Here is a 24,144-nt window from a genome sequence, read left to right on the forward strand (position 1 = left end):
GCTTGTATACATTGAAAACATAGTATACATATGGGGTCGATTTCCGCACGTGTTCCTGACGACTTAGAAGAGGAGTTACAGACGTTCATCGACGAGGAACGTCTTGATACGAGCACGGCGATCCGAAAACTGCTCTCAGAAGGATTAGAGGAGTGGCGAACAGAACAGGCGCTCGAACGGCTTGAGCGCGGCGAGGTGACATTCAGTAAAGCGGCCGAACTCGCAGGCGTGGATACGTGGGAACTCGCCCGCCTCGCCCGCGAACGAGACATTACGTGGGTTGGCGACGACCCCCTCGAATCCGACCTCGACGACCTCTAATGTTCGTCTTCGACGCGACGCCGCTCATCTACCTCGCAAAAGCAGAGCGACTCTCATTACTCAGTCGTCTCGATGCATCTCGACGCATTCCACAGCGCGTGTACGAAGAAGTTGTGACGGTCGGTCTTGATGCCGGCTATCCGGATGCCCGCCGTATCGAACAATCGGTAGAAGAGGGTACGTTCGATGTGGTGTCAGTACCCGAGACCACGCTTTTCGACCGGCTCAGCGGGAACCCGAACGTCACTGACGCTGACGTTGCGGTACTGGCACTCGCGGCTGACCACGGTGCGACAGCCGTGATGGACGACGCGTACGGGCGGGACATCGCCGCTGTGGAAGCCATCGAAACACGGGGTACCGCCTATCTCGTTCTCTCCCTGGTCCGGGACGGCGAACTCGAAGCGGACGACGCGCGGGAGACGCTGGAGGCGATGCTTGATGCGGGTTGGTACTGCTCGCCAAGCCTCTATTCGAAACTGCTCTCGAAGCTGGAGGAGCTAGCAGTTGGCGGAGCCGATAATCGGTAGTCGGCCAGGCGTGGCTCACAACGTACACACAAACAGTCAGTATACTCGGTATGGGGTGTGTCCGAGACAGGCTTTCTGACAGTTAGGAAGCGACTGGTACGCTCCATTGAATGGCACCATGTTCTGTACCAAGAGTTATACTATTCCCACGTTAAGTGGGAATATGGCGAAGGTGGACTCAAAAGGCCGGATCGTTCTCCCACAAGAGGTCCGAGAGAAACTGGGCATTTCTCCTGGCACAGAAGTCGAAATCCACGAAGAAGACGGGAAAGCAGTTGTTGAACCTGAAGACAACCCCGAACAGATCATTGAACGCATGGAGAAACTCGTTGCGGCTACGGATTCGGAGCGTGGGAAGACATCGACAATAGACGAGGGAGTCGACCCGATTGCCAAGAAGCACAGAGACGCTGTCCGGAGAGGAGCCGAAAAAAACAGCGATGAGTGATGCTGGTGGCCCGTATCTCTTCGATGTCGGAGTAATTGCACTCGCACACACTGAGGCCCCTGTTCGTGAGGCTGCACTTACGTACGTTCGGGATGCCATCGCTGGCGATATAGCTGCCGTTGTTCCGTATCCTGCGTTGTTCGGAGCGCACACCGTTCTGACGACGTACTACGGCCGTTCAAACACAGAGGCATCTCGACTGCTACAGAATTTCATGGATGCAAAGCGAATCCATTGGAACGGGGAACTGTCCGAGAGCACAGTTCGTGATGGGTTTTCACAGGCGAGTGAAACAAATGTTGGTGGATGGGACGGGTACTATGCTCAGGTAGCGATCGACGAAGGAGTGAATACTGTGTTGACAGTTGATGACGACTTTGAACGGTTTGATGCATTCGATACCGAGGTCATTCTGTCGCCTGCTGAATTCAGCGAACTGAACAGGTTTCTTGAGAACTGAGTGCATCCCGGGTTCTGCTCTGGCGATTACTCGAGCCACCGGTGGGGTCCTGTGCTTTCACTCGTTGTTGGGTGTGTCTGGAACGTGAATCTGTCAAACTGGCAGTGACCGGCACATTTCAAATCAAGATGTATTCCGGCGAGACTCACCTAAGAGAGGTCTTGATCGGAGTGACTGACTTCTCCTCGACACAAAGTCGTCCAACTGCTACCAAAGACACTGTACATGGTGGAAGCCATTATAATGGACGCACTGTCCACTCTTCACCGGAATACTATGCGACACGCAGAGCCCCATCCCACACAAGGTATTTGCTCGCACGTCGACTTGACACACTACCAGGATAGAGAATGGTCCTCCCGAGCGAACACTTCATCATCGCCCTTCTCCCAGTTGCAGGATACGCCCTTCTCCGGGACAGACACCTCCCGTCGCTCCAGCTAGTCGCAGTCACGTTTTTCGGCAGCCAGTTCCCGGATCTCATCGACAAGCCGTTGGCGTACGAACTCCATTTGATTCCCTCCGGGCGGGTGTTTATGCACTCGCTTCCGTTCGCGATTCCGCTCTCGATTGCCGTCGTCGCGTACGCAGCCCGAACCAACCGGACCAGACTCGGGGCGGCGTTTGCGTTCGCCCATCTCTCACATCTGGTAGCCGACAACCAACGTATCCTCCCCCCGGATCCGTACGTGTCGTCGGACTTGCTCTGGCCGCTCCAGCCGCCCGTTATGCGCCCGGCAGTCCCACAGTGGGTCGGAGAGGGTGCAGTGAATCTCCACCTCTGGACCGGGTTTTCGGTGCTCGTTCTCGCACTGGCGGCGTACATTCTAGTGGTGGACTTACAGACCCAACTCGACTCCAGATTGTTGTGAGGGACATCACCAGTCAGACCCATGACGTTTTACACCGACGGGTGAACCAGAGTCACGTATGCGACGATTGCTCCTCGCCGTCTGCTTCGTTTCCCTCCTCGCTGGGTGTGGTACATTCATGAGTGATAGCCCGCCGCCGAGCGACGAGCGCGCCGTCGCGGCCGTTGAGGAAGCGAACCGGTCGATAGCCTCAGTCGACGCGTACCGGTTCCAAATGGACATGCACGTGACTGCGTCGGATGGCGACCAGTTGCGAACGGTGAGCGTCGATGGCGACGGTGCGGTGAACGTCTCCGAAAAACGGATGCAGGCGACGACACAGATGCAAGACCAGACAGTCAAATCCTACATCGACGGCTACAGAGCGTACCAGGGCTGTCAGGATCCCTGGGGCGGCTACGCTGTCGAGAACGTCTCTCGCTCCGAACCGTGGGCGACCGCGACGCCGCTCCACCGACAAGTGCTACTTTTTGAACGCTCGAACGTCTACTGGCAGGGCAATGAGACGCGTAACGGCAACCGGACTGTCCTCGTCACGGCCTCCCCGAGCGCTAACACCATCGAGTCACTGATGAATCGTCGACAGGCTGGCGACGTGGCGCTGGACCGCGGTTCGCTTGCGAACGCGACGGCGCGACTGTGGCTTGACCCGGAGACGAATCGCCCTGTCCAGTCGGAACTCGACATCGAGATCTCACAGCGCGGCGCGACCGCAACCGCGACGATTACGGTCCAGTACACTGATTACGACGAGCCAACCTCGGTCTCGATTCCGCAGGGCGTGTACAAGGATCCGTACGAACTCGGATGTCCCGGGGCCAGCTGACTCCGTCCGTCAGTAACGGCGAGAAGTCGTTTCGGTAACACTGGCTCAGATTATAATCAGAAAGACGACAGGAATTCTACAGTTGATTGATGGCGGATCAGTGGTCTTTCGGGTTATCAGAATGGTTCGTATTTGCCTGTAACTGTGAGGGCACCGTCATCCCATCCTTCGTTTGGTCAGTTGAACTACTTTGTTCGTCGCTGGCACGTTCGTCATCACCTTTGGCGGTGGGTTCTAACGGTGGCTCATACCGATACAAACGGTCGTCAACGAACACGACGTATTGGTTACACGATACATTCTCAATGACGCGGTTGTTCGTATCGATCGCTACGTCAACCAGTCCCTCAAGACTATCGACCGTTATCGCCGGCATCTTATCAGTATCTGACGGCAGGTGACCAATCGTGATCCAATCATCGTACTCTGCTCTGGCTGTTCGATAATCAGCCCACCGGCGCTCGGCCTCGGAAACTGACAGGCGGCCAGTTTGGCGGGCATACAGCAAGCCAAGCAGTGAACCGACTGCGAGCAAGAGTAGCAGCGGACTGCCCACACGGCGAAGGGCCCCGTACTCTACGAGGACAGATACCTGTTCAGTCTGTGACCCCGACGCAGTATCGACGCCGGGGTCTGCCACTCGGTAGACGCTGTCACCGGGGATGATGGGGAGTCGGTACGTGTTTGTGGTGTCGACTCGCTGGCCGTTTCGCGTCCCCGACACGTCTACGCGGGCGATGAACGCGATTTCGAGTTGCCCGGGCGTGTTGCCATGCTCCGCGTCAATACGCCGTGCCCGCTCAATGGCCGCGCTTGCGTTCGTGGAGAAGGGCACCGTCGCGCGCTCGGTTGGTCTCAGCGCCTCGGTTCGATCCTGCGCGACTGGGCGGGTAACGTCCCAGTACGTCGTCCCGTTGCCGTCATCGGCCGGTTCAACAGAGCGATACTTGAGTAACACTGTCGTCTCTGTCGTAAGGTTCCCTTCCTGGGCCTCGTACGCATACCTGAACGTGCCGTTCAGCTTTGGGCTCACCCCCCGGAAGTACACGGATCGGTTTTGCAGGACTGTCCCCTCGTCGAACGCGGTCGTTCCGTTGACGACCGTGGCCTGATGGGAGAACGCCCCGCTCGATTGCCAGGACGAAACCTCCTTGGTCTCCGTCGTGGTTCCCGGTTCGACGTGTGTCGTGTACGTGAGATAGCCACCGACGGCCCCTATAAGTACCACGCAGAGAACCACTAACACGTAATTAGCAGCGATGTCCTGTCTGATTGTCCGGCCCCCACCGTTCATTGTTTGATATGTAATAGGTTCTGATTGGTAATTATTTGGGTTATAACACTATCTCAACCGCGTAAGGAGCCGACGAATTTTGGATGGACTATCGCGAGACCGCGACCTGACACGGCCGGTGTCGACAAGCACCGTCCCGAGCACGTAAAACGCGCCTCCGAGAAGCGCGTCGATGGTAATAATCGGGAGCCACGGATGGACGAGATACAGCGATCGGATCGTCGACTGTGGGAGGATCAGGAGGTATCGGTGCTCAACAACGAACTTTCGGTAATAGCCCCTCTCTGGCGGTGCTGTCAGCGACAGCGTCGCATTGGCTGTCGAACGGGCTGGTATCACCGTCTCGTTTGGTTCGACAGCGATGCCATCTGTTGCAGGGTCAAAATATGTCACGACAGGAACGTACCCACCGTTACCGAGCCGATACTGCGTTGACTCCGTCGTTCCCTGTTCGATGACGCGCGGTCCCGGTGAGTCGAATTCAGCACTGACCACGCCGAACTCTTGTGGGCCCGCCGGCGCGACCATCGTCGCTGTTGCTGACAACACTATCGCCGCTGCGAAGATTCCGATCAGTAGCCTGACGCTCGTCCCCGTGTCCCGTGAGCTGTCCCGTCGGCCACGATCGCGGTTCCCACTCAACACGAAGTCGAGCACGTACGCACCGACTGAGACTCCGAGAAGCAAGTATGCCAGCCCTTGTGTCCCCAGCAGCGAACGCACTCCAAATATCGATGCCGCTCGTTGCTGTACCCACGACAGGCCATTCCGGACTCCGTTGACGAGTGTCCCCACTCCCGGAACTGCAACAACTTCCCCACCTGGTTGCCAGGCGACAGCGACAATCTGTGCGTTGGTTACAGGGGGCTCGTCGCTATCTTGATCGGTAAAGGGATTGTTGTCACCGCGTGTTATGTATCCGCGGTCAGTATTGTCGACGACCCGGTGAGTTGTCAGTCCACCCCCTTGGATTTCCTCGGCCCGGAACGTAACAACGTCCCCTTCTTCAACGGAGCCAGCGAGGTCCGCGGGGATCGCGACGAACCCGTCGCCCGGTTCCAGCGTCGGTTGCATGCTGCCGGTCGTGACAAATCCCAGGAGGACGGGTTGGCCCAGTATCTGGCCGAGTACCATCGCGATGAGAAATATAATCACCCCCGATTCAAGCGCGGTCTCCAACCACTTTTTTAGCCGATCCATTGACACTATGCTTTATCTCTAAAGGAACATTAATAAATTGGTGGCTAGACAGTGATCGGCAAGTACTACATCGAAAGTTTCGGTCACTGAGGTGAAGAGGTCCAATAATCAGCTATCTGAGAGCGGTCTCAGGAGTCAAAATTGTCTGCGAACACAGTGACACTGTCAAGGATTTCCTCGTTAGGGTCGATACCTCGCGTATCAACAATCATGGCAAAAGACCATTGCTTACCGGGACCAAATTCTATCCGGCCACCAGAATTCTTTCCGACTGTCCCGTTGGTGTATGCAACAGCGCCGTTTTCATCTTCTGCATCAAGTATTTCAGCGTTAATTGACGGGGGATCAGATTGTCGAAGCGTCGCCTGTGAATCATTCGTGTACCCGTTACGGACGAAGACGACCTTATCTGCATGTGGACCATCCGGATCTCCCCAGACCTCTACCGAGTGATCGGCGTTGTTTTTGATTGTGAATAGTTCGTTGACACCCGTAACTGCATCCGGGTTGAGATTGTCGAAAGTAATTTCGAGTTCACCATCCACCCCATCATCGGTCACATACTCGTTGTTGGCTCCTTCAAGTGCTAACTCTGCACTTGCGTCACCTGTGGTGCCCACAGTAAAGTTACGAGATGCTTGAACGGTGCTGAACGCACCAGTCCCAGTTGCAGCAGCTGTACCAGCCGCGAGCGATCCTAAACCGATCAGGAATTTGCGTCGTTGCATCAGTTTTGCACCTTGTTCGTGCACGCCCACCCCCCACGTGTCGTGGGCCGGACGTGACAGTTGATGCAACCACTGACAAGGGCATTGTATTCCGCTCTTTGACAGGACGGGTTGCAGTGTTTGAAGCACAGATATGGGTCTTTGCGACCCAGCGGCTGGTGTTATACAGTCTCTTCTACCCTGTGTTTGAGAGAGCAAACCGTTATAACGGTATTTAGATGTTTTACATTGCCATTTGCGGGAGATCACACGACAAACCCTGCCAATTTACCACTCGTCACTGTACGTATCAAAGTATAAACGACGACTAATACGTAAACAGTCGATAATATTATAACATAACATGAAAAGTAATGCTTAGACGACATGGTCGTGTCGTCGGCAACGACCGGTATCTAAGCAAGGGGCTGGGGATAATATGAGCAAGACATCGACAAGGGCGGCTGGTGACCAGTCTACAAACGTATTTGGAGATGCTTCGACGGAGACCGGATCGGACACCGCTATCGAGTCGGACACAGAACCGGATGAACTGTCGCGAGACGACGCATTTGAGATGCTCAGTAATCGGCGGCGACGATATGCTATCCAGTTCCTGAGCGGCACGCCAGACCCTACTTCGCTCTCGGATCTCGCCGAGCAAGTTGCCGCTTGGGAGAACGAGACCAGCGTGGCCGAAATCTCGGCGAGTGAGCGCAAGACTGTGTACACCTCACTCCAGCAGTTTCATCTGCCTAAAATGGCTGATATGGGCGTTATAGAGTTTGACCAGCGGGAAGGGGACGTGCGACTCACCGAGTCCGCAGCCGACCTCGACATATATCTCGAACTCGTCGACCGCTACGATATTCCTTGGAGTCTTTATTACGTGGGCCTCAGCAGTATCGGAATCGTCCTTACATCGCTAGCCTACGCGGGTATCAAGCCGTTCGCGGCTGTCCCGTTCGTTGGGTGGACTGTGTTCCTGATCGCTGTGTTTACCGTCTCATCAGCGTGTCACTACGTCCTCTCACGCCAGATGCGTATCGGTTCGAACGCCGTTCCACCGGAGGTAGATGATGCGTAGACGGGTGTTGGTTCTGTGTGCGCTGGTGGTCGTTGCAAGCTTCGCTGTTGGAACTGGGAGTTACAGTGCGGCGTCAGTCGAGCGCGATGCGACGGTCAATGTCGTCGCCGACAAAGACGCGTACATGTCGCTGCTCTACTCCGATGATACCGTTCGTCTTGAGGGGAGTGGTGCTCACGAAGTGACGGTCGTAACTGTCCGTAATCGCTTCACACAACCGGTCGACTTTGCTGTCACAGTCACCGTTACTGCCGGCGATGGGTTGACCGTCAAGTCAGACGCGATGGAGACGACCAGTGTTTCAGCCGGTATTGGTGACGCGTTCGACGTGCCGGCGACAATAGCTTGCCAGTCACCTGGACAACACCGCGCGACCGTCGCGTTCGATGTCACTGCTACCGGCGCAGGTGTCACCGCCGAAACGACGACGTCTCGCACCATCGAGTATCTTGTAAATTGCTCCAATAACCAGGAACAAACCGACACTGAGGTTTGATCGTCTGGGATGAATAGCGAGCGTTCTCAGTTTGTTCGACCCGTATCGGACCGGTACACGCTGGTACCTGACAGCTCACCCGTTATCGAGGATGTGTTTGTGAGCGTGTCTTGCGGACCATTGCGGTAGAACCCGAGAAACCGTTCAGTCCGTCCAACTCTCGTACAGGTCCCGTCCGACCACGCCCAGACCGACGAGCGTGATGAGGTTGAGGAGGAGGCCGCCGACGATTGGAATCGCGAAGGGGACGGCCAGTAACAACCCGCCGGCGACCCCGTCCGTCGCCCTGACGGTCCCGTCGTCGCCGATGACCGAGTTGCCGACCCAGACGGCGGTAATCCCGGTGCCGACGATACCGAGGACGCCGAGAAGGAGCAACCCGGGAATCGAGATCAGCGCGCCGATGACGGTCAGTGCGAGCAGTACCAGTCCGATAGGGACCAGAATGCCGACGAGGACGCCCCAGCCGATTGCCCCGCCGGGGTCGTCCTGAATCTCTCGCACGGCATTCGTCGTGTATGCCGGGCCGATGGCGGCGGCTGCGGCGCCCAACACCGCGAGAATGATGAACCCGACACCGAACCGGATGACGACGTTGAGGGCCGGATCACCGACGCCACCAGGGGCTGTAGATTGTGCTGTTGCGACCCCGGAGAGTCCGAGTACGGCGAGCAGACTCCCGAGGCTACTGACGGCTTGCTTGGAGGGCATAGTAGCGTCACGCTAGTTTCTACTCGGCTTGTAAACTTCTTCTGGGTGCTTGTCATCGGTTACAACTCTGGGGTATCTACAAATGATTAATACTTGGAAGCAACCAGACATACATCTATGACTGACTGGCGTGAGCGTATGGAGTCCGGCTCGGAGATCCTTCGCCAACAGGCTGTTCGAGTCCCGCTCCCAGATGTGGAGGCGGAGCGATCCGTACACGAGAATATGATGCGAATTGCGGCGGCCGGCGAGCGAAAGAGCGAGTTACTCGACGACCCAGACGTGCCCCTGACGGAAGTGTACGAGGACGAACTGGACGAAATGAGACAGAGCTTCGAGCATCGCCTACAGCAGGTCGCTGGCGAGGACTATTATGAAGTCGCAACCGCGTATCTCAACGGTGAGCGTGACGACTGGATCGGGGCGCTCGCGGCGTATTACTTGGAGTGTTATTATCGCTTGCAGGAACGCTACACCGTTGACGAGCAGATATTCTTTCTACTGATTCTCCGATACCCGGATTGCTTCACTGTCAACCTCAGTTTCCTCACTGGCGATATCTCCCCTGTGGGGGTGCGGTACGAGTCATCCAAGCACGTCGAGGCTGACCTCAACGAGCGAAACAAAGAGCAGCTCTATGCCGACTGTCAGTATTCCCAGTACGACGCTTCGGCGTACCTCCGCGAGAACGTCAGCTGTATTCGGGACGCATTCCCGGATCCGGAGACGACGCCGTTTGAGCAGCGCCGGCGTGGCGGGTTCGTCCATATCACTGGCAGACAGGGTGCAACATTCACCGAGATTCTCGAGGCCGTCTCGCCGGATCCGAACCGGTTTGATGACACCGCATCGGAACCCGGGCTCGTGTCCGAGGGGCCAGAGGCCAAACGAGCGAAGCGAGAATTTCTCACCGACACCACGGTTGTTATGTGACACGCCCTCACCGCCACTGGCTGTTCCACAGAGCCGCCCACGTCCGTGACCTCCGCTTGCCGGTGAATCAGGTCTTATCTGGCAGCGATTTCGAGACGGGGCCCGGTCTTTTTGAGGACTGGGACGTGACTGAGCAGTGTGGATGTGACTGTGTACGGGCCGCTTCGGGCGGCGACGGGGTCGAAGACAGTCGAAGTTCCGGTAGACGGCGACACGGTGGAGGCTGCAATTGCGGCCTTCGTTGACGCGTACCCGCGTGCGGAGCCCCAACTGGTCAACGACGCCGGCGAACTCAGACCAAGCGTCCGTGTGATGGTCGACGGCGACAACGCTGAGTACTCGGACCGAGTTCCGCCCGGCGCGTCAGTCGAGATTTTTCCCGCAATGCGCGGCGGGTGAACACAGACGGACGCTGTGCTGCTAGAGGTTGTACTGTTCGCGGACGGTATCGGCCAGTCCCCGTTCTTCGAGGAGGGACATCGGGGCGAGCATCGAGAGCTGTACGACGCCGGGCAGTCGGGCGATCTCGACACCGCCAGTGAACGTGCATCTCGCTCGGACCTCTCCCTCTGACATATCGAAGAGCGTCCCAGCCCGTGCGAACGCGTTCTCGGTGGCGTCGTTGATCGTGGCACCGGACCCGATTATCTGGAGCGGCGCTGCATCGACGACGTCGTCGACGTGGTGGTCGGCGGCGAGGGCCTCACCCGCCTCCCGCTCGGTGTCCGTGTACGGCTTGGCGATATCCGGCAGGTCCGACTCGTTCGGGAGCAGGAGCGGGCCGTCGATATCGAGATCTTTGATAACGCTCACTTCGAGCTCGGTGCGACCGCTCACGTCGGTTGTGTGAAGCGAGAGCTCGCCGTCGCCCTGGTTGGCGTGCAAGTCACCGACGTAGAGCCCCGCGCCGTCGATCTCGACGGGGCAGATGAGCGTCGCTCCCGGGCGGACGTCGTTCGAGTCTAGATGACCGTCCGTCCGGGCGTCCAGCGCTGCTTCGTCGGCGAGGCCCCAGTCGTGGTCGGCCCCGATGAGGAACTGGCCGAAGTCACCGGCATTGTGTGAATCGGGGAACTCTACCGACGGTGTCGTCCCGATGTTCCCGATGAACGGGCGGAGGTGGCCGAGCGTTCCCGGGATTTCGTCGGGCTTGTACAACAGAATCGGGTGTTGCCGGGAGTTGTCGGGCAGCGCCATCGCCTCGTCGGCGCGCTCTGCGAGGTCCGCAGCACCATCGGGGCCGACGGTGAGCCCAACGGAGCGGTCCTCGTCGAAGGCAACGGTGTAGCCGAACTCGAAGCCAAAAGACGAAGCGTTGGCCCCACAGTCCGCACATCGAATCGCGTCTTCGCCGGTGCCCTCGACGACGCTGTCGGGCCACTCGGTCCCACACTCCGGGCACCGATGGTCGACGAACGGGTCGCTCCCGAAGGCGTCCTCGCGTTCGGCCATGCTGCCCGTGCTTGTCGCGACACTCGTCACCTCGACGTCCTTGATCTGGACGACGAGCGCGTCACCGGGTTCAGCGTTCTCGACTCGGATCGGTCGCGTTACCTCGTGGCCGCCGCGGAACTCGGGGGTAATCATCGGGCCCCAGCACGCAGGGGGCGTATGTGTGCGAACGGTCCCGCCATCGGCGACTGTGCCCGCCCATTCTTGCTCCGGCCCAACGAGCCCCAGTGTAAACCGGTCGACATCGAGCTCTTGCTGGATTTGCTCTGACATACATTCTCAAGCACGGTCTACGGGAGAATAAATCATAGCGTGGATCGAACCGTTCTAGTCGTCGCCCTGCACAAGTGGAAGTCCGCCACGATGCGTGCCTCAGTTCCACCGCCAAGTCCCACCGACGAACCCATCTGTGTCACAACTGGGCGTTGGATGTCCGTTTATTACCCGTCAAGCAAGGTTCGCTTCACGCGCACCGCTGACATCACACCAGGTCGGCCGAGGATCGCGGCCAGCGTCTCGATTATCCTCGGAAACTTTTGTTTCCGCTCATAGTATGCAGATTTAATAAAACACTGTATCGCTTTCGCTGACCAGATCTGTTCGTCAAGCCAGTTCCGTCCCTGACGCTCGTACCACTCTGCAAGGAGGTCTCGACGTATCTCTGGATACTGATTGTATATGTCTTTTTGATGACGAATGTTCTGTAGTATTTTTTTAAACCTCCGTTTTCCGGTCCATAACTTGTTTCCTTCTTGACGATAGAACGTCAGACACTCGTCGACGTAGGCGGCTTTCGTCCGCTTCGCGAGCTCTATTTTGAGGTCTGTGTCGCCCAGTTCGATGTCCAAGTCGTCTTCCTCACCCATCCCAGCCATTGGGAGGCAGTCACACAGTACTTCTCGTTCCATCAACATCGAGCCTGTCCACATGGGAAACGTCTGGAACCGGAGCGCTGGTTCCAGAAAATGGCCTGACACCTCCTGTTTTGGGTAGAAATCCCCCTCATCACCACGGACTACGCCGCAGTACGAAACACCGACCTCCGGGTTCTGGTCGAGAACGTTCGCCGTTTTTTTCAGTTTCGTCTCGTAGAGGTAGTCGTCGTCGTCCAGAAACTGGATGTACTCGCCGGTCGACTGCTCGATTCCAGTCGTGTAGGCTGCCTGCCACCCCTCGTTCTCCTCTTTTATTATCGGCTTGTCTATCACCTCGTCGTACTCTGCAAGCACCGGTTCGGCGTACCCTTCGCCCGAGTCATCAACTACGATCAGCTCGACGGGTTCGTAATCCTGTCGGGCCACGCTTTCGATCGCTGTGGGGAGGAGGTCATTTCGGTAGTGAGTGGGGATAATCACCGATATTTTTCTGCCCATGCGAAGTGTATTCTGAGTGAATATTTTTTGTTAAGAGGTGTATACAGACGTTGTGCGATACGTTACAGCGCTGCTGTTTGATACTGGATCCCCGATCGGATCATTCTGAAAGTCTGGTCGTCCCTTTGCTGCTGAGTCTCACCTCTCCGCTATGAGCACTCGGTACAAACGCAGAGATACCCAGGAAGCGCCGTGACCACGGCGCGCAAATTCATTTGCGAGTCCCTCTCGGAATATCCGCTTAACAACGGGTACTCTCCATTACAGTCAGTCAAATCACACAAACCCGTACGTAGAACCGCTGCTGGTGGAATTGTCCTCCCTCACAGCTGAAAATACAGTAGTAAGCTTATAACAAGGGAAGCAGATCGTCCTTTTTCACTATATCAATGTGCAGATGGCAATCGTTGGCGTGTACTGGCCGAACCGCTGTAGCCAAAGATGGCACAGTCTGTTCCAACGGTCCCGAGGGTAACAATTGAATAGATGACCGACAGAAACTCAGACACCATTTCACGGCAGGAGAAACTTGACGCGCTTCTCTATGCGGCCCGATATGCCCCAAAATTCACTGTGATGATCGTCGGGCTCGGTCTGGTAACGGCCGTATTAGAAGGCGTCGGACTGACGTTTATCATCCCTATCATTGAACTCATGCAGTCATCAGAACCGGTGACACAGGCTGATGGCATAGCGGGTATTTTCTTCACCGTTTATCAGACACTCGGGATTCCGTTCACGATCGAGTACGTCATTGGCGGAGTGGCGTTAGCGACCTGTCTGCGCTATACGTCGTCGTTTCTCCTCACGTGGCTACGCGATGTACTCCAGCTTTCCTACGAGCGCCACATCCGCGAGAACCTCTTCGATAGCGCTCTGGAGACGGAGATGGAATTTCTCGACAGAAAGGGGTCGGACAACATCTTGAACGCGATTGTCACCGAGTCGAAAGCAGCCTCAAAAGTCATCAAGCGGTTCGTGAAGCTGTTCGATCTGCTACTACTCACTGTTGCCTATCTCGCTCTCGCAACGTGGATCTCACCGCAACTCACAGCATTTGCTATTTTTATCATCGGTGGTGTGGGACTCGGTCTGCGACATCTCATCGGCTCAGGATACGATCTGGGTGATCGCGTTGCAGCGGCAAACGAACGGATGCAACAAGTGGTTCAGGCCGGCATGATTGGCATTCGAGACATCCGGGTGTTTAATCTCGAAACAGAAATCTATGGCGAGTATGAGGACGCCCTCGAAGAGTACACGCGTTCGAAAGTCGCGAACCGCCGGAATCGGGCAGCGATCAAGAAGTCACAGAATCTCGTCGTCTCCGTACTCATCTTCGCACTTATTTATGTGGCCCTGACATTCACCAATCTCTCGTTCGGTGAACTCGGCCTGTTCTTGTTTCTCATGTTTCAGCTCGGTCCCAAAGCAAGCGGGATTAACAAGCGGTTCTACAAAGTCGAAGAGAACCTTCCCCATCTGGTTCGGACACAGTCATTCATGCGGGATCTCGAAGAGTGGGAAGAACCGGACACCGGAGGGCAACCGACCCCGAAAGAGGTCGAAACAGTCGAGTTCGACGATGTCACGTTCTCATATACGGACGACGAGGTCGTTCTTCGGGAGGTCGATTTCGAACTCAAGAAAGGCGAGTTCGTCGCCTTCGTTGGCCAGTCCGGTGCCGGGAAGTCGACAATAGTCTCCCTGTTGGCCCGCTACTATGAGCCAGACAGCGGTCAGATACGTGCAAATGGGAACCCAATCGGCCAAATGGATATCAGCGAGTGGCGTGACCGAATCTCGATAGTCCGCCAGAACCCGTATATGTTCAACGACACGCTTCGACATAACCTCACCGTCGGCAATCGGGATGCGACGGACGCTGAGATCAAACGGGCTTGCGAAATCGCGAAGGTGGACCAGTTCATCACGGACCTCCCGAACGGACTCGATTCTCAACTCGGTGACGACGGTGTCCGCTTGTCGGGTGGGCAGAAACAGCGCGTCGCTCTTGCGCGAGCGATTCTGAAAGACGCGGACCTGTTAATTCTAGACGAAGCAACGAGCGACCTGGATTCGAACCTTGAGAAGGAAGTGCAGGCGGCAATCGAAGCGATGGAGCGAGATTATGCGATTATCGCTATCGCTCATCGCCTTTCGACTGTCGAGAATGCTGATCGGATCTATACGATGGAAGACGGATGGATTTCCGAGTGTGGCGGTCACGACGAACTGGTTGAAAGTGAAGGGAAATACGCTGAATTGTATGCGATACAGTCAGGTGGGTAACTGGACTGTACTCGGTGTTACCGCAGACACAGCTCAAGAAAGCTATCGCTGGTACTTCTCTATCCTAGTGTCAAACTGGATGCTGAAACTACTCACTGGCATCGCTTCGTCTAAGTATCACGTGCGATGATACGCAGAACAGATTCCACCTTTTGATCTCGGCTCACCAGGCGGGCATTTAGACTCCACTCTCACGGAATATGAACACAACCTTACAATCGCAAGTTGCTGCCCCAGACTTGTAGCTGATCCGGAAAATAAACAATAGGAACTCTATCTGGCTGCAAGACGGGGTCAGGCATCACGACTAACACTGATTCTGACTTTCGAAAAACCGTAGCAGCATACCCGAATCAGCTATACAAAATACTGGTAGAAACCCTCTACCATCAGTTAGGCAGCTTATCGCTAAGTAATGCGTAGAAGTGTATACTACCATGACCAAACTGCAGAGGTACATACCGGACATCTGGAGGTCAAACCAATTGATTGCCTCACAATATCAATATACAAATGATGGGATTTTTGACGGTATCGTGAACAAGTATTTCGACACGGTTTCACCGAGTGGCTTTGATTTGATGGCCGAGGACTGGGATAATTGCTATCTTCTTGATGCCTGCCGATACGATATGTTTGCGGATCTGCATCCTTTTGAAGGGCAATTGAAACGGCGGCTATCCCAGGCGTCTAGTACACCCGGTTTCCTTGAGGCGCACTTCTCTGCGGGAAGATATTACGACACAGTGTACGTAACCGCCAATCCGATGCACTCAGTTGACGAGTGGTGTACCGTCGAACTCGACACTGTTTTTCATTCTGTCATCAACGTGTGGGAGACAGAGTGGGATGAGGACATCGGAACAGTGCCCCCAGAAGACATGGTAGCTGCTGTTAAAACGGCCAGAAAAACGTATCCGAACAAGCGGATACTCGCACATTTTATTCAGCCTCATCATCCATTTATCGGTCCAACAGGCAGAGAAATGGTTGATTCCGGAATGCAAGGTCGGGAGAAAGCGAAAGGAGCAGACGTTGGTAGTTCAGCGGATGATGAACAGAAAATCTGGGCACGGCTGAGACAGGGAGATGTCTCAGAACAACGTGTCTGGGAAGCGTATCGGGAAAACCTCAAACTGCTGTTCCCACATCTTCGAGAGCTGCTTGACACTGTTGATGGCAAAACAGTGGTCACGTCAGATCATGGGAACCTAGTTGCAGACTGGTTGTGGCCGTTCCCCGTACGAGAATATGGGCATCCCGGAGAACTTCGTGTCCCAGAACTCATTGAAGTACCGTGGTTGGTTTTCGATGCCGATGAGCGGATATCAATTCAATCGGACCGTCCACTTGAGTCCGGCGTCGAACACGGCTCTACCGAGATCCGCGACCGGTTGTCTGACCTCGGATATCATTCGTAGTCTTGTGATGGTCTCAGCCTGATGTTGCGTGGCTTTCTTTTCGGTACCAAGTGTAACGAGTCGTCTGGCTGCTATGCCACACAGATTATCATCTCTTCCCAGCTACACACGCTACAGAAACGAAGTAAACTCCTCTGTAAAGCCAAGCGAATCGCGGGGACTCCGTTTCAGCATGGTTCCGATGAAATCGTAGCACAGAGCTGTAAATCATATCTCCATCATCACATCACTAATATTTCACTTCCTCAGTCCATATCTGAATCAGTTGAATTATAAAGCTCATACCAATACAGGCCCCGTTCTACCGGCATGATTGTAGCGGATACAACTGAGGAAAATGAAGCGACCACAGCAGTCAGCCGACATGGCTCCCGAGCAGAATGGTACGACCACGGTCCCTACTCTCGGGTTCGGTACCTACCGAACCGGAGGGTACAAATGCTACAACGCGGTTAAGAATGCGCTTGATTGTGGGTACACGCATATCGACACTGCGATGGCATACGAAAACGAAGCGGCCGTCGGTCGCGCAATCGAACAATCCAGCGTTGACCGCGAAGACATCTTCTTGACGACGAAAATCAAGGGATATCCCGAAATGGTCGAGTATGAACGCTTGATAGAGGCCGCGAAGGGATGTCTCGAACGGCTGGGAACGGAGTATCTGGATCTGTTATTGGTCCACTGGTGGAATCCGCTGGCCGATATGGAAGAAACAGTCAACGCGCTCAACACACTCGTCGATGACGGGTTGGTCAATCAGATCGGGGTGAGTAACTTTTCTATCAAGGAGCTCAAGCAGGCGATGCGACTTTCGGACGCTCCTATTGCGACGAATCAGATTGAATACCATCCTTACTGGGGTGACGAGGAACTCGTCAGATTTTGCCAGGACAACGATGTCACAGTTACCGCATATAGTCCGCTTGCGGAGGGGCGAGCTGTTGAAGACGATGTCTTGCGTTCGATTGGAGATCGGTACGGCAAATCGGCAGCGCAGGTATCTATCCGGTGGCTGATACAACAGGAGAATGTTGTCACGATTCCGAAAGCGGCGACGCCGAAACACATAGAAGCGAACATTGACGTTTTTGACTTCGAACTCACTGACCGCGACATGCAGCGGATCAGGAAACTTGAGCCGCCGTTCTGGTACAGAGAAAACCGCGAAGGCGGATCGATATACGAGGCTCGCAGTGTTCTGGGAAATTTCGTACCGGACAGTCTCTACAATCGGATTGCCTGAGCTTCTTTCCAAACCATTGAATGGACTCTCGGCAACTGAGAGGGAAACGCGTGTGACAACTGACTCCCGGCAGACAATGCGGGTTCTGTTCGGTCTTCCGAAAGGCGTTTGCCGTCTAACTCAGCGGATCAGCAATCTGTCTCAGTCTAGCATTCCGATTCGGTCCGCGGTGAAGCCGAACACGTCCTCGTAGCCGTAGGCTGAGAGCAACACCGGGTGGAAGGGCTCCTCTGCGACGACGGTTTCGTCGTCGGCTGCTGCCACAGGGTCGCCTTCGGGTACCGGCTCGAAGTTCCTGACGAACACTTCGTACTGCTCGGCCGCTGCCTTCGGAATCGGCTCGCCGAGCTGGAACACTGGCAGTGACGTCTCTCGCTGTGGGGGAGACTCAGCGGTAACGCCGGTCGCGGCGAGGAACTCCCGGATGACCTGCGCTGCGTTCTCGGCGGCTTCAGCAGAGCCCTGATAGCCACACTCGACTTCGAGAACAGAGTCGACTGTTGCGATCATTCGGCCCTCGTTTGCGCCCTTCGTCTGTACGACGGCGTCTACGGAAAGCACACTGCAGAGGGCTTCCATCTCCGGCGTGAGCTCGTCGACGAGGGCGAACATCCCGTCGTAGGACTGCGTGGAGTGCAGCGAAAGGACGGTGCAGTCACGGAGTTCAGACGTAATAGTTGCGGCTAACCGTGCTTCGCGAGACTCGCTGTCGGCGTCGCCGGGGAACGAGCGGTTGAGGTCAGTATCGAGATACCGCTTGTTTGCCTCGAGGGCGGCTTCGTTCGCGATAATAAACTTGACAGGTCGCTCGACCGCAGGCGGGTCGGCAAGGACGGTTTCGATCCCGTCTCGGCCACACGGTTCGTCGCCGTGGATGCTTCCCACGACGGCCACCTCTGGATCCCCGTCTCCCAGTTGCTCGATTCGCATCTACCCGTGCTAACACTTCCAGCCTTTAGAATTATCCGGATTCAGTCAGTGTTCGAGCGACTCCGCGAACTCGATGTCTTCCGGGCGACACGTCGGGTACTCGCCGTCGAATCGGATCTGCCATCCATGGAGTGCCGACGGGTCCGACAGTGCGTTCGTTACTGTGGTGCGCACGTCCAGTAAATCGACGCCGTAGTAGTCGTTGGGGACGCCACGGAAGTACTGCAGCGACGTGCGAAACAGCGACCGCATCCCGTCGTCGTCCTCGAAGTCGAAGTGCTTGTACGCGCCGGCGGCGACCTGCACCATCCCGTGGAGGAATTTGCTTTCCGTGCTCCCACGGCCGTAGTTGTACCACTCGTCCTCGAAGCAGTCGTGTGATTCGTGGAACTCCCCGGAGTTGTACAGGCGGACGCCGTGGACCACGGCCCGTCTGAGCGTCTCGTGTTCCCACTGGCCGTCGGTTCGCCATCCCGATGGGTTCCCGTCAGGGGCCTCGACGGTCGGGTCACGCGTGTGGTCGTCCATGCCTCCACTACTGGTTCAGGGCGGGTCAAACCACCGGTTCTGTCGGTTACGTGAGGTCCTCGAATGTGGTGTACACCTGCTCGCGCGACAGCACCCGCGCTCAGTATGTCTGATTGTCACTACCGTCTGGACCCGAGTCGCTTCCGTACGACATTTATACCGTACCACCGTGTGTACCGTAATGCAATACACGTGCGAGGGTAGCCAAGCCAGGAAACGGCGGCGGACTCAAGATCCGCTCCCGTAGGGGTCCAAGGGTTCAAATCCCTTCCCTCGCACTGTTGGACCGACACGGTCCCTCACAAACAGTGAGCGGCCATCGTCATGGTCGCGAGTACGCCGCCGACCCCGGTGGTATCTCGCGGAACAGACGAGAGCCGATCGGTGCTGGAAGACTCGCACGGAGCGATCTTCCCTCGCAATTCTCCGACCCGATGTGACAGAGATGTCTATCTGCGATGAGGATCGCCGTGCTCTGGTTCCGCTGTGCGGTCGTCCTGACTGGACTCTAACTCCGGTTGTCACGTGGTGAACGACGAGGCTTTCGCCTCGGATTTTCTGTAATTATACCAGTAGATGCAGTTACAGGTACGGTGTTATTATATAGACTGTTTACCACCGGTTAGCTATCATCTTATTACTTGATAATTATCAAAAAAGAATAATTGAAACAATACAGTCAGTTTAATTCCAGTTTGTGCATTGTATGCTTCCAGAGAGGTGTCTTGGGCTACCCAAATAGTGTCATTGCGCAAGAAATATACCAAAGCCTTCAGTAATATTTTAGTAATGATAAAAACGCCAATAGTAAAACCGACTGTCGTCTTCGTAATGGCAGTCGCACTCGTGTTGGCTGGTCCGTTATCAGTGATGTCCACTGTCGGGGCAACTCCTGTCGCCGAGAGTCAATCCATCTCGGTAACCGAAAACGTCGACGTGTGGGAACGGTCTCCACTCACGCTCCGAACGACATCAGAAGGGCCGACCACGATAGTGGCACCGCGGACGTTCATCAACGTCGAATCGGCTGCAACTGGCAACCTACCGCTTAACAAACGGACGGTGACGATCCACGAGCGCAACGAGTCGATCAACATGTCCTTCGAACCACGGATCGGTGCCGGAACGCGGTCGCTCGCCGGCGACGAGGCGCAACTGCTCGCTGTCAAACTTGATCAAGTACCAGCTACGGCAGGGATAAACGCCAGCAACATCTCTACCGCGTCCCTCGGGGATGTCTTTGAAAACAACTCCGACACCACGTCGTCGGAACTGCTTGATGACGCGGACGGCGTCGGCACGATAGACGAGAACGGCGAACTGAATGCGTCCTACACCCCTGAATCGGGCGGTGCATACGGCTTCGTTCTGGTGACTGTCGACGAGGGTGACGAGGGCCTGTCGGTGTCGGACGGCAACGTCTCCGTCAACGGGACCGTGACTGTCGTCGGTGTCGAGCAAGCGATTGTACAGGACAACGCTTCGACCGTCGAGCCGACTCAGAATCCGGTCAATCCAGGTGACAACGTTACGCTGGATGTCGACACCCAGATGGAGGACGAAAACGCCACGCATGCAGTGATGCTGGTGAGGCGAGGCGAACTTCAGCGACAGTCGAGCACGGTGACCGTGTCTGGCGAGCTAAATGAGAGCTTCAGTCAGGACCAGATCACTGTGGAAGATTCCTTTGACAACGTCAGCGGTGTTGCGACAGTCGGCGACAACACCAGTCTCGCAGGTATCAACCTCTCCGAAAACCAGTCGCTACCCGCAATCGGGTTACAGGGTATATTCGGCGTGGTGGTTTCTGAAGCTGAATCAGATGCCGACGGCGACGTTATCCACGCTTCAGCAACGGTCGTCAGCGCTGACTCTGACGCCAATGTAACGGTACAGACGCTGGATTCCTGGCCAAACGGCGCATACCAGTACGTCCACGTCGCAGTTGGTAATGAAACTGGCACCATCAACTCGGACACCGGTACAGTGACAGTGAGTCCGGGTGGCGGCTCTGACAACGGTGGGACGGGCAACGGCAATGGTCCGGGCAACGGCGGCGGGCCCCCAGATAACGCTGGTGGACCGAATAGCACTGGTGATGACGACGAAGACGGCGCAGAATAACTGATCGGCGGTGCCGAACAAGACACACATTCCGTCACCGAACGTCACTGAACATACCGGTCCCACGGCGATATAGTGCCAACCTGATACCGCGAACTGGTGCGCTGTCAGTTGGACGGCGTCGAACAGTCACTCTTCTGGTAGCCCCTACCGGGTAAACAGGCACGTACCGAGACACAGATTCAGCGTTCGCATATTATAACTTTGAACGGTGTCTACATGTCTTCCAACCTTCATATGACACCGTGTATCGTCGAATGTCACTGCATAAGAATTATACCGTGCCCTTTCGAAAAAATTCAGTAATGTATAAAACACCAAACGGGAAACACACTGTAATTTGTGCGATTACAGTGCTGCTGGTGTTAGCCGCTCCCATGTCGGTAACATCAGCAGCGGCAACGCCAGTGGATGACGGACAAACGACGGCAGTGACGGAAAACGTAGATGTCTGGGAGCGGTCACTGCTCCCGCTTCGGACATCCTCCACCGGCCCCACGGCGATAGCCGCTCCACAGACGTACATCAACATTGAGTCCGCCCAGACCGGTGACGTCCCCCTCAACAGGGAAGAGTACACGATTCACCAGGCGGGCGAACCAGTTGATCTCACGTTCGAATCAACGACAGGGGCTGGAACCACGGGACTTGCCGGCGACGAGGCGCAACTGCTCGCTGTCCGTCTCTCTGAGGACCCAACTGCGGCCGGATTTAGTGAAGGCAGCGTCAGAACCGATCTAGCTGATATCTTTACGAATGACTCCAACGCTAACTCTGTCGAACTGCTAGACGATGCCGAGGGGGTCGACTCGATAGATGACAACGGTGTGCTCGAAACCTCCTACACACCTGACTCGGGTGGTGCGTACGGCTTCATTCTGGTCACCGTCGATGACGGGCAGGGCCTGTCCGTTTCGGATAACAACGTCTCGGCCGATGGAAACGTGACCGTTGTCGGCGTCGAACAGACGCTGGTTCAGGAAAACCCAGCCACAGTCAATGCGACCGCCAACGATGTCGCTGCTGGTGACAACGTGTCGCTCGATATCGAGACTGGACTGGACGATGACTCTGTCACGCACGCCGTGTTGTTGTTCGACGAGGACGAACTCCAACAGCGAACGAGCACCGTCCGCGTGACCGGCGACATCGATGAGAACTTCTCGGAAGAGCAGGTCACGGTCGAGAATTCCTTTGATGGCGTCAACGGCGTCTCGTCGGCCGATGATGACGCCACCCTCCCCGTTGGGGACTCGACGGCAGCGGGAGCGATGCCGTCTGCGGGGCTAGTCGGTCTGTTCGGATTCGTTCTCTCCGAAGCATCACCAGAGCCGACCGGTGACGACGTGCTGCATGCCTCGGCGACGACGGTGTCCGACGCCTCCGATACCACTGTCGATGTCGAAACACTGGACTCCTGGCCAAACGGGACCTACACATACGTTCACATCGCCGTTGGCGAGGACTCCAACGAAATCAACTCCGCCACCGGGACAATCACACTGTCGCAGTCGAATGAAACCGATGGCGACGACGGCGATAACAGTGGCGGTGATGACGACGGCGATAACAGTGGCGGTGGTGACGACGGCGATAACAGTGGCGGTGGCGACGACGGGAGTGACGATAGCGATAGCGGAGACGACAACTCCGATAGTGAGGACACTGAGGACGAACCGACGACCGATACTGAGGACCAGACTACCACGGACGACAGCACCGAAACAGAAGACGACGATGAGCAGACGGAAACGGCCACGACCGCAGGTGGTGGTGGTGCCCAGCAACCCGACGACACGGCAACAGCTGGCACCGAGGGTTCGGTCGAGACCACGAGTTCGAGCGGTCCCGGTTTCACCGTACTTGTCGCGGTGCTAGCACTGCTAGGTGCCGGATTCCTGGCACGCCGGGAGTAACGAACCCTCACAGTTTACCGGTGGTTTTGTCTATTCTCTGGCACGGCTGTCTTCCTGCGATGTCCCCACCGAGGGCACGAGTCATTGCATTATCCGGTCACCAGCGGCTGCTGATACAATATTGCTGTAAGGGGTAATTTTATATTATTTTACAAATAACATGTGTCTGTAAGGTACACACAATGGGGGACTACGCAAAGCCATCTCGTGCGGCGAAACTCAAGTGCATCACGTGCAATTCACCGGTCGTACGCACTGTTGACGAGGATTACATCTGTGTCAACTGCGGCGAAGCGCCGATCGAACCCGTGGCCCCATCCTAAGACGGTCGCTGTCCTTTTGCCCGTAGCGTTGGGAACGGCAGCGACAATATCTGACTGACAACTTGCCTTCTGTCGCCGGAGAGCCGCCATTCTGGCAGGCGACGACTGTTGAACGAAGTGTTATCGCGGTGGCACTCCGGCGGGGAACCGGTCGTCTCTTCGGTATACCGTCACGAGACTGTAGCTGACGGCCAGTCCGAAGACGGCCACAGGGACAGCAAACGAGAGCAGACTGTCGGGTGAATGCGCCGCAAACGACGGCGTTTTATCTGGGTTCGCCGCCAACAGCGGCCAGAACAGGTTCGGGAAGAAGTAGTACTCTGTCCCGAGCCGCACGATGGGGTAGAAGTCGCCGGCGATGTGTGAGAGGTAGCCGGCCGAAAACACCACAGCGTACCGCACATAGCCACAACGTGCAGCCAGCAGCACAACAATGGTGAGGATGGGTAGCGAGACGACCAGCGAATGGGCCAGCATTCGCCCGCTCGGAAGGATAGCGAACGTCCACGCGAGCGGTTTATCGATTACGTCCGGGAGTTGCGTCGCGACAAGCAAGAGGAGTACCATCGGCCCGGACGGGAGGCGACGCCACCGGGCCACCGTATACACTGTCAACGGGATGGCTGCGAGGAGGAAGTGGCCTGCGGGGTACAC

The 24,144-nt window shown here is 56.2% G+C and carries 25 protein-coding genes and 1 tRNA gene; 16 read left to right on the top strand and 10 right to left on the bottom strand.

From position 1 onward, the window contains the following. Positions 1 to 30: 30 nt before the first annotated feature. The 6 genes from D3D01_RS10990 to D3D01_RS11015 all read left to right on the top strand — a co-directional run bounded on the left by D3D01_RS10990 (position 31) and on the right by D3D01_RS11015 (position 3,457). The gene (locus tag D3D01_RS10990) at positions 31 to 321 is read left to right on the top strand and encodes a UPF0175 family protein (RefSeq protein ID WP_121512219.1); all 291 of its coding nucleotides are present in this window, start codon (positions 31 to 33) and stop codon (positions 319 to 321) included. After that, positions 321 to 851, top strand: a complete 531-nt coding sequence (locus tag D3D01_RS10995; RefSeq protein ID WP_121512220.1) for a DUF3368 domain-containing protein — start codon at positions 321 to 323, stop codon at positions 849 to 851. Before D3D01_RS10990 ends, D3D01_RS10995 begins: the two co-directional genes overlap by 1 nt. Positions 852 to 1,014: 163 nt before the next feature. After that, complete coding sequence (locus tag D3D01_RS11000) at positions 1,015 to 1,299, top strand: AbrB/MazE/SpoVT family DNA-binding domain-containing protein (protein ID WP_121512221.1); 285 nt, start codon at positions 1,015 to 1,017, stop codon at positions 1,297 to 1,299. Next, on the top strand, positions 1,292 to 1,759 hold the full coding sequence (locus tag D3D01_RS11005; RefSeq protein ID WP_121512222.1) for a hypothetical protein: 468 nt from the start codon (positions 1,292 to 1,294) through the stop codon (positions 1,757 to 1,759). The genes D3D01_RS11000 and D3D01_RS11005 overlap by 8 nt, the downstream gene beginning before the upstream one ends. A gap of 350 nt (positions 1,760 to 2,109) precedes the next feature. Further along, positions 2,110 to 2,631 (top strand): metal-dependent hydrolase, encoded by a 522-nt coding sequence (locus tag D3D01_RS11010; protein WP_101350178.1) that lies wholly within the window; start codon positions 2,110 to 2,112, stop codon positions 2,629 to 2,631. Between the two features lie 118 nt (positions 2,632 to 2,749). Continuing rightward, positions 2,750 to 3,457, top strand: coding sequence for a hypothetical protein (locus tag D3D01_RS11015; protein ID WP_121512223.1), 708 nt, complete (start codon positions 2,750 to 2,752; stop codon positions 3,455 to 3,457). Between the two features lie 97 nt (positions 3,458 to 3,554). On the opposite strand, the gene D3D01_RS11020 is transcribed toward D3D01_RS11015, so the two are convergent. From D3D01_RS11020 to D3D01_RS11030, 3 genes are all read right to left on the bottom strand, one after another. Beyond that, a complete protein-coding gene (locus D3D01_RS11020) occupies positions 3,555 to 4,685 on the bottom strand; it encodes a DUF5305 domain-containing protein (protein WP_121512313.1) in 1,131 nt (376 codons plus the stop codon). Positions 4,686 to 4,799: 114 nt separating this feature from the next. Next, positions 4,800 to 5,951 (bottom strand): signal peptidase I, encoded by a 1,152-nt coding sequence (locus D3D01_RS11025; RefSeq protein ID WP_121512224.1) that lies wholly within the window; start codon positions 5,949 to 5,951, stop codon positions 4,800 to 4,802. A gap of 128 nt (positions 5,952 to 6,079) precedes the next feature. Continuing rightward, entirely contained in the window at positions 6,080 to 6,703 is a 624-nt protein-coding gene (locus tag D3D01_RS11030; protein ID WP_147439904.1) for a hypothetical protein, read from the bottom strand. Between the two features lie 394 nt (positions 6,704 to 7,097). On the opposite strand from D3D01_RS11030, the gene D3D01_RS11035 reads away from it, so the two are divergent. Further along, positions 7,098 to 7,745: a hypothetical protein gene (locus tag D3D01_RS11035; RefSeq protein ID WP_101350176.1), complete on the top strand. Its 648-nt coding sequence runs from the start codon at positions 7,098 to 7,100 to the stop codon at positions 7,743 to 7,745. Beyond that, positions 7,738 to 8,241: a hypothetical protein gene (locus D3D01_RS11040; protein WP_121512225.1), complete on the top strand. Its 504-nt coding sequence runs from the start codon at positions 7,738 to 7,740 to the stop codon at positions 8,239 to 8,241. Before D3D01_RS11035 ends, D3D01_RS11040 begins: the two co-directional genes overlap by 8 nt. A gap of 144 nt (positions 8,242 to 8,385) precedes the next feature. Here the strand turns inward: D3D01_RS11040 and D3D01_RS11045 are convergent, their stop codons facing one another. Continuing rightward, positions 8,386 to 8,952 carry a hypothetical protein gene (locus D3D01_RS11045; protein ID WP_121512226.1) on the bottom strand — a complete coding sequence of 189 codons (567 nt, stop codon included), beginning with the start codon at positions 8,950 to 8,952 and terminating at the stop codon, positions 8,386 to 8,388. A 117-nt stretch (positions 8,953 to 9,069) separates the two neighbouring features. Between D3D01_RS11045 and D3D01_RS24515 the strand changes: the two genes are divergently transcribed. Beyond that, the gene (locus tag D3D01_RS24515) at positions 9,070 to 9,885 is read left to right on the top strand and encodes a hypothetical protein (protein WP_101350173.1); all 816 of its coding nucleotides are present in this window, start codon (positions 9,070 to 9,072) and stop codon (positions 9,883 to 9,885) included. A 138-nt stretch (positions 9,886 to 10,023) separates the two neighbouring features. Then, positions 10,024 to 10,284, top strand: a complete 261-nt coding sequence (locus tag D3D01_RS11055; protein ID WP_121512227.1) for a ubiquitin-like small modifier protein 1 — start codon at positions 10,024 to 10,026, stop codon at positions 10,282 to 10,284. Between the two features lie 21 nt (positions 10,285 to 10,305). On the opposite strand, the gene D3D01_RS11060 is transcribed toward D3D01_RS11055, so the two are convergent. Then, positions 10,306 to 11,610 carry an acetamidase/formamidase family protein gene (locus tag D3D01_RS11060; RefSeq protein ID WP_121512228.1) on the bottom strand — a complete coding sequence of 435 codons (1,305 nt, stop codon included), beginning with the start codon at positions 11,608 to 11,610 and terminating at the stop codon, positions 10,306 to 10,308. A gap of 167 nt (positions 11,611 to 11,777) precedes the next feature. After that, positions 11,778 to 12,710, bottom strand: coding sequence for a glycosyltransferase family 2 protein (locus tag D3D01_RS11065; protein WP_121512229.1), 933 nt, complete (start codon positions 12,708 to 12,710; stop codon positions 11,778 to 11,780). 486 nt (positions 12,711 to 13,196) lie between these two features. Here D3D01_RS11065 and D3D01_RS11070 point away from each other — a divergent pair, with 486 nt between their 5' ends. The 3 genes from D3D01_RS11070 (at position 13,197) to D3D01_RS11080 (ending at position 17,669) form a co-directional block, all read left to right on the top strand. Beyond that, entirely contained in the window at positions 13,197 to 15,002 is a 1,806-nt protein-coding gene (locus D3D01_RS11070; protein ID WP_121512230.1) for an ABC transporter ATP-binding protein, read from the top strand. 437 nt (positions 15,003 to 15,439) lie between these two features. Further along, a complete protein-coding gene (locus tag D3D01_RS11075; RefSeq protein ID WP_121512231.1) occupies positions 15,440 to 16,423 on the top strand; it encodes a hypothetical protein in 984 nt (327 codons plus the stop codon). A 337-nt stretch (positions 16,424 to 16,760) separates the two neighbouring features. Continuing rightward, positions 16,761 to 17,669, top strand: coding sequence for an aldo/keto reductase (locus tag D3D01_RS11080; RefSeq protein ID WP_101350167.1), 909 nt, complete (start codon positions 16,761 to 16,763; stop codon positions 17,667 to 17,669). A 141-nt stretch (positions 17,670 to 17,810) separates the two neighbouring features. On the opposite strand, the gene D3D01_RS11085 is transcribed toward D3D01_RS11080, so the two are convergent. Next, entirely contained in the window at positions 17,811 to 18,599 is a 789-nt protein-coding gene (locus tag D3D01_RS11085) for a succinylglutamate desuccinylase/aspartoacylase family protein (RefSeq protein ID WP_121512232.1), read from the bottom strand. A 45-nt stretch (positions 18,600 to 18,644) separates the two neighbouring features. Further along, complete coding sequence (locus tag D3D01_RS11090) at positions 18,645 to 19,127, bottom strand: DUF309 domain-containing protein (protein ID WP_101350166.1); 483 nt, start codon at positions 19,125 to 19,127, stop codon at positions 18,645 to 18,647. Positions 19,128 to 19,321: 194 nt separating this feature from the next. On the opposite strand from D3D01_RS11090, the gene D3D01_RS11095 reads away from it, so the two are divergent. Next, positions 19,322 to 19,405, top strand: a tRNA-Leu gene (locus tag D3D01_RS11095). Between the two features lie 351 nt (positions 19,406 to 19,756). Here the strand turns inward: D3D01_RS11095 and D3D01_RS24520 are convergent. Beyond that, entirely contained in the window at positions 19,757 to 20,005 is a 249-nt protein-coding gene (locus tag D3D01_RS24520; RefSeq protein ID WP_233563333.1) for a hypothetical protein, read from the bottom strand. Here D3D01_RS24520 and D3D01_RS11100 point away from each other — a divergent pair. Together D3D01_RS11100 and D3D01_RS11105 are read left to right on the top strand one after the other, a co-directional pair. After that, on the top strand, positions 19,959 to 21,251 hold the full coding sequence (locus D3D01_RS11100) for a PGF-CTERM sorting domain-containing protein (protein WP_199725391.1): 1,293 nt from the start codon (positions 19,959 to 19,961) through the stop codon (positions 21,249 to 21,251). The genes D3D01_RS24520 and D3D01_RS11100 overlap by 47 nt on opposite strands. A 305-nt stretch (positions 21,252 to 21,556) precedes the next feature. Beyond that, on the top strand, positions 21,557 to 23,167 hold the full coding sequence (locus D3D01_RS11105) for a PGF-CTERM sorting domain-containing protein (RefSeq protein ID WP_233563318.1): 1,611 nt from the start codon (positions 21,557 to 21,559) through the stop codon (positions 23,165 to 23,167). A 443-nt stretch (positions 23,168 to 23,610) separates the two neighbouring features. Here the strand turns inward: D3D01_RS11105 and D3D01_RS11110 are convergent, their stop codons facing one another. Beyond that, entirely contained in the window at positions 23,611 to 24,144 is a 534-nt protein-coding gene (locus tag D3D01_RS11110) for a metal-dependent hydrolase (protein WP_232794452.1), read from the bottom strand.

The sequence above is a fragment of the Haloarcula sp. Atlit-7R genome, assembly GCF_003666065.1.
Taxonomy (GTDB): domain Archaea; phylum Halobacteriota; class Halobacteria; order Halobacteriales; family Haloarculaceae; genus Haloarcula; species Haloarcula taiwanensis.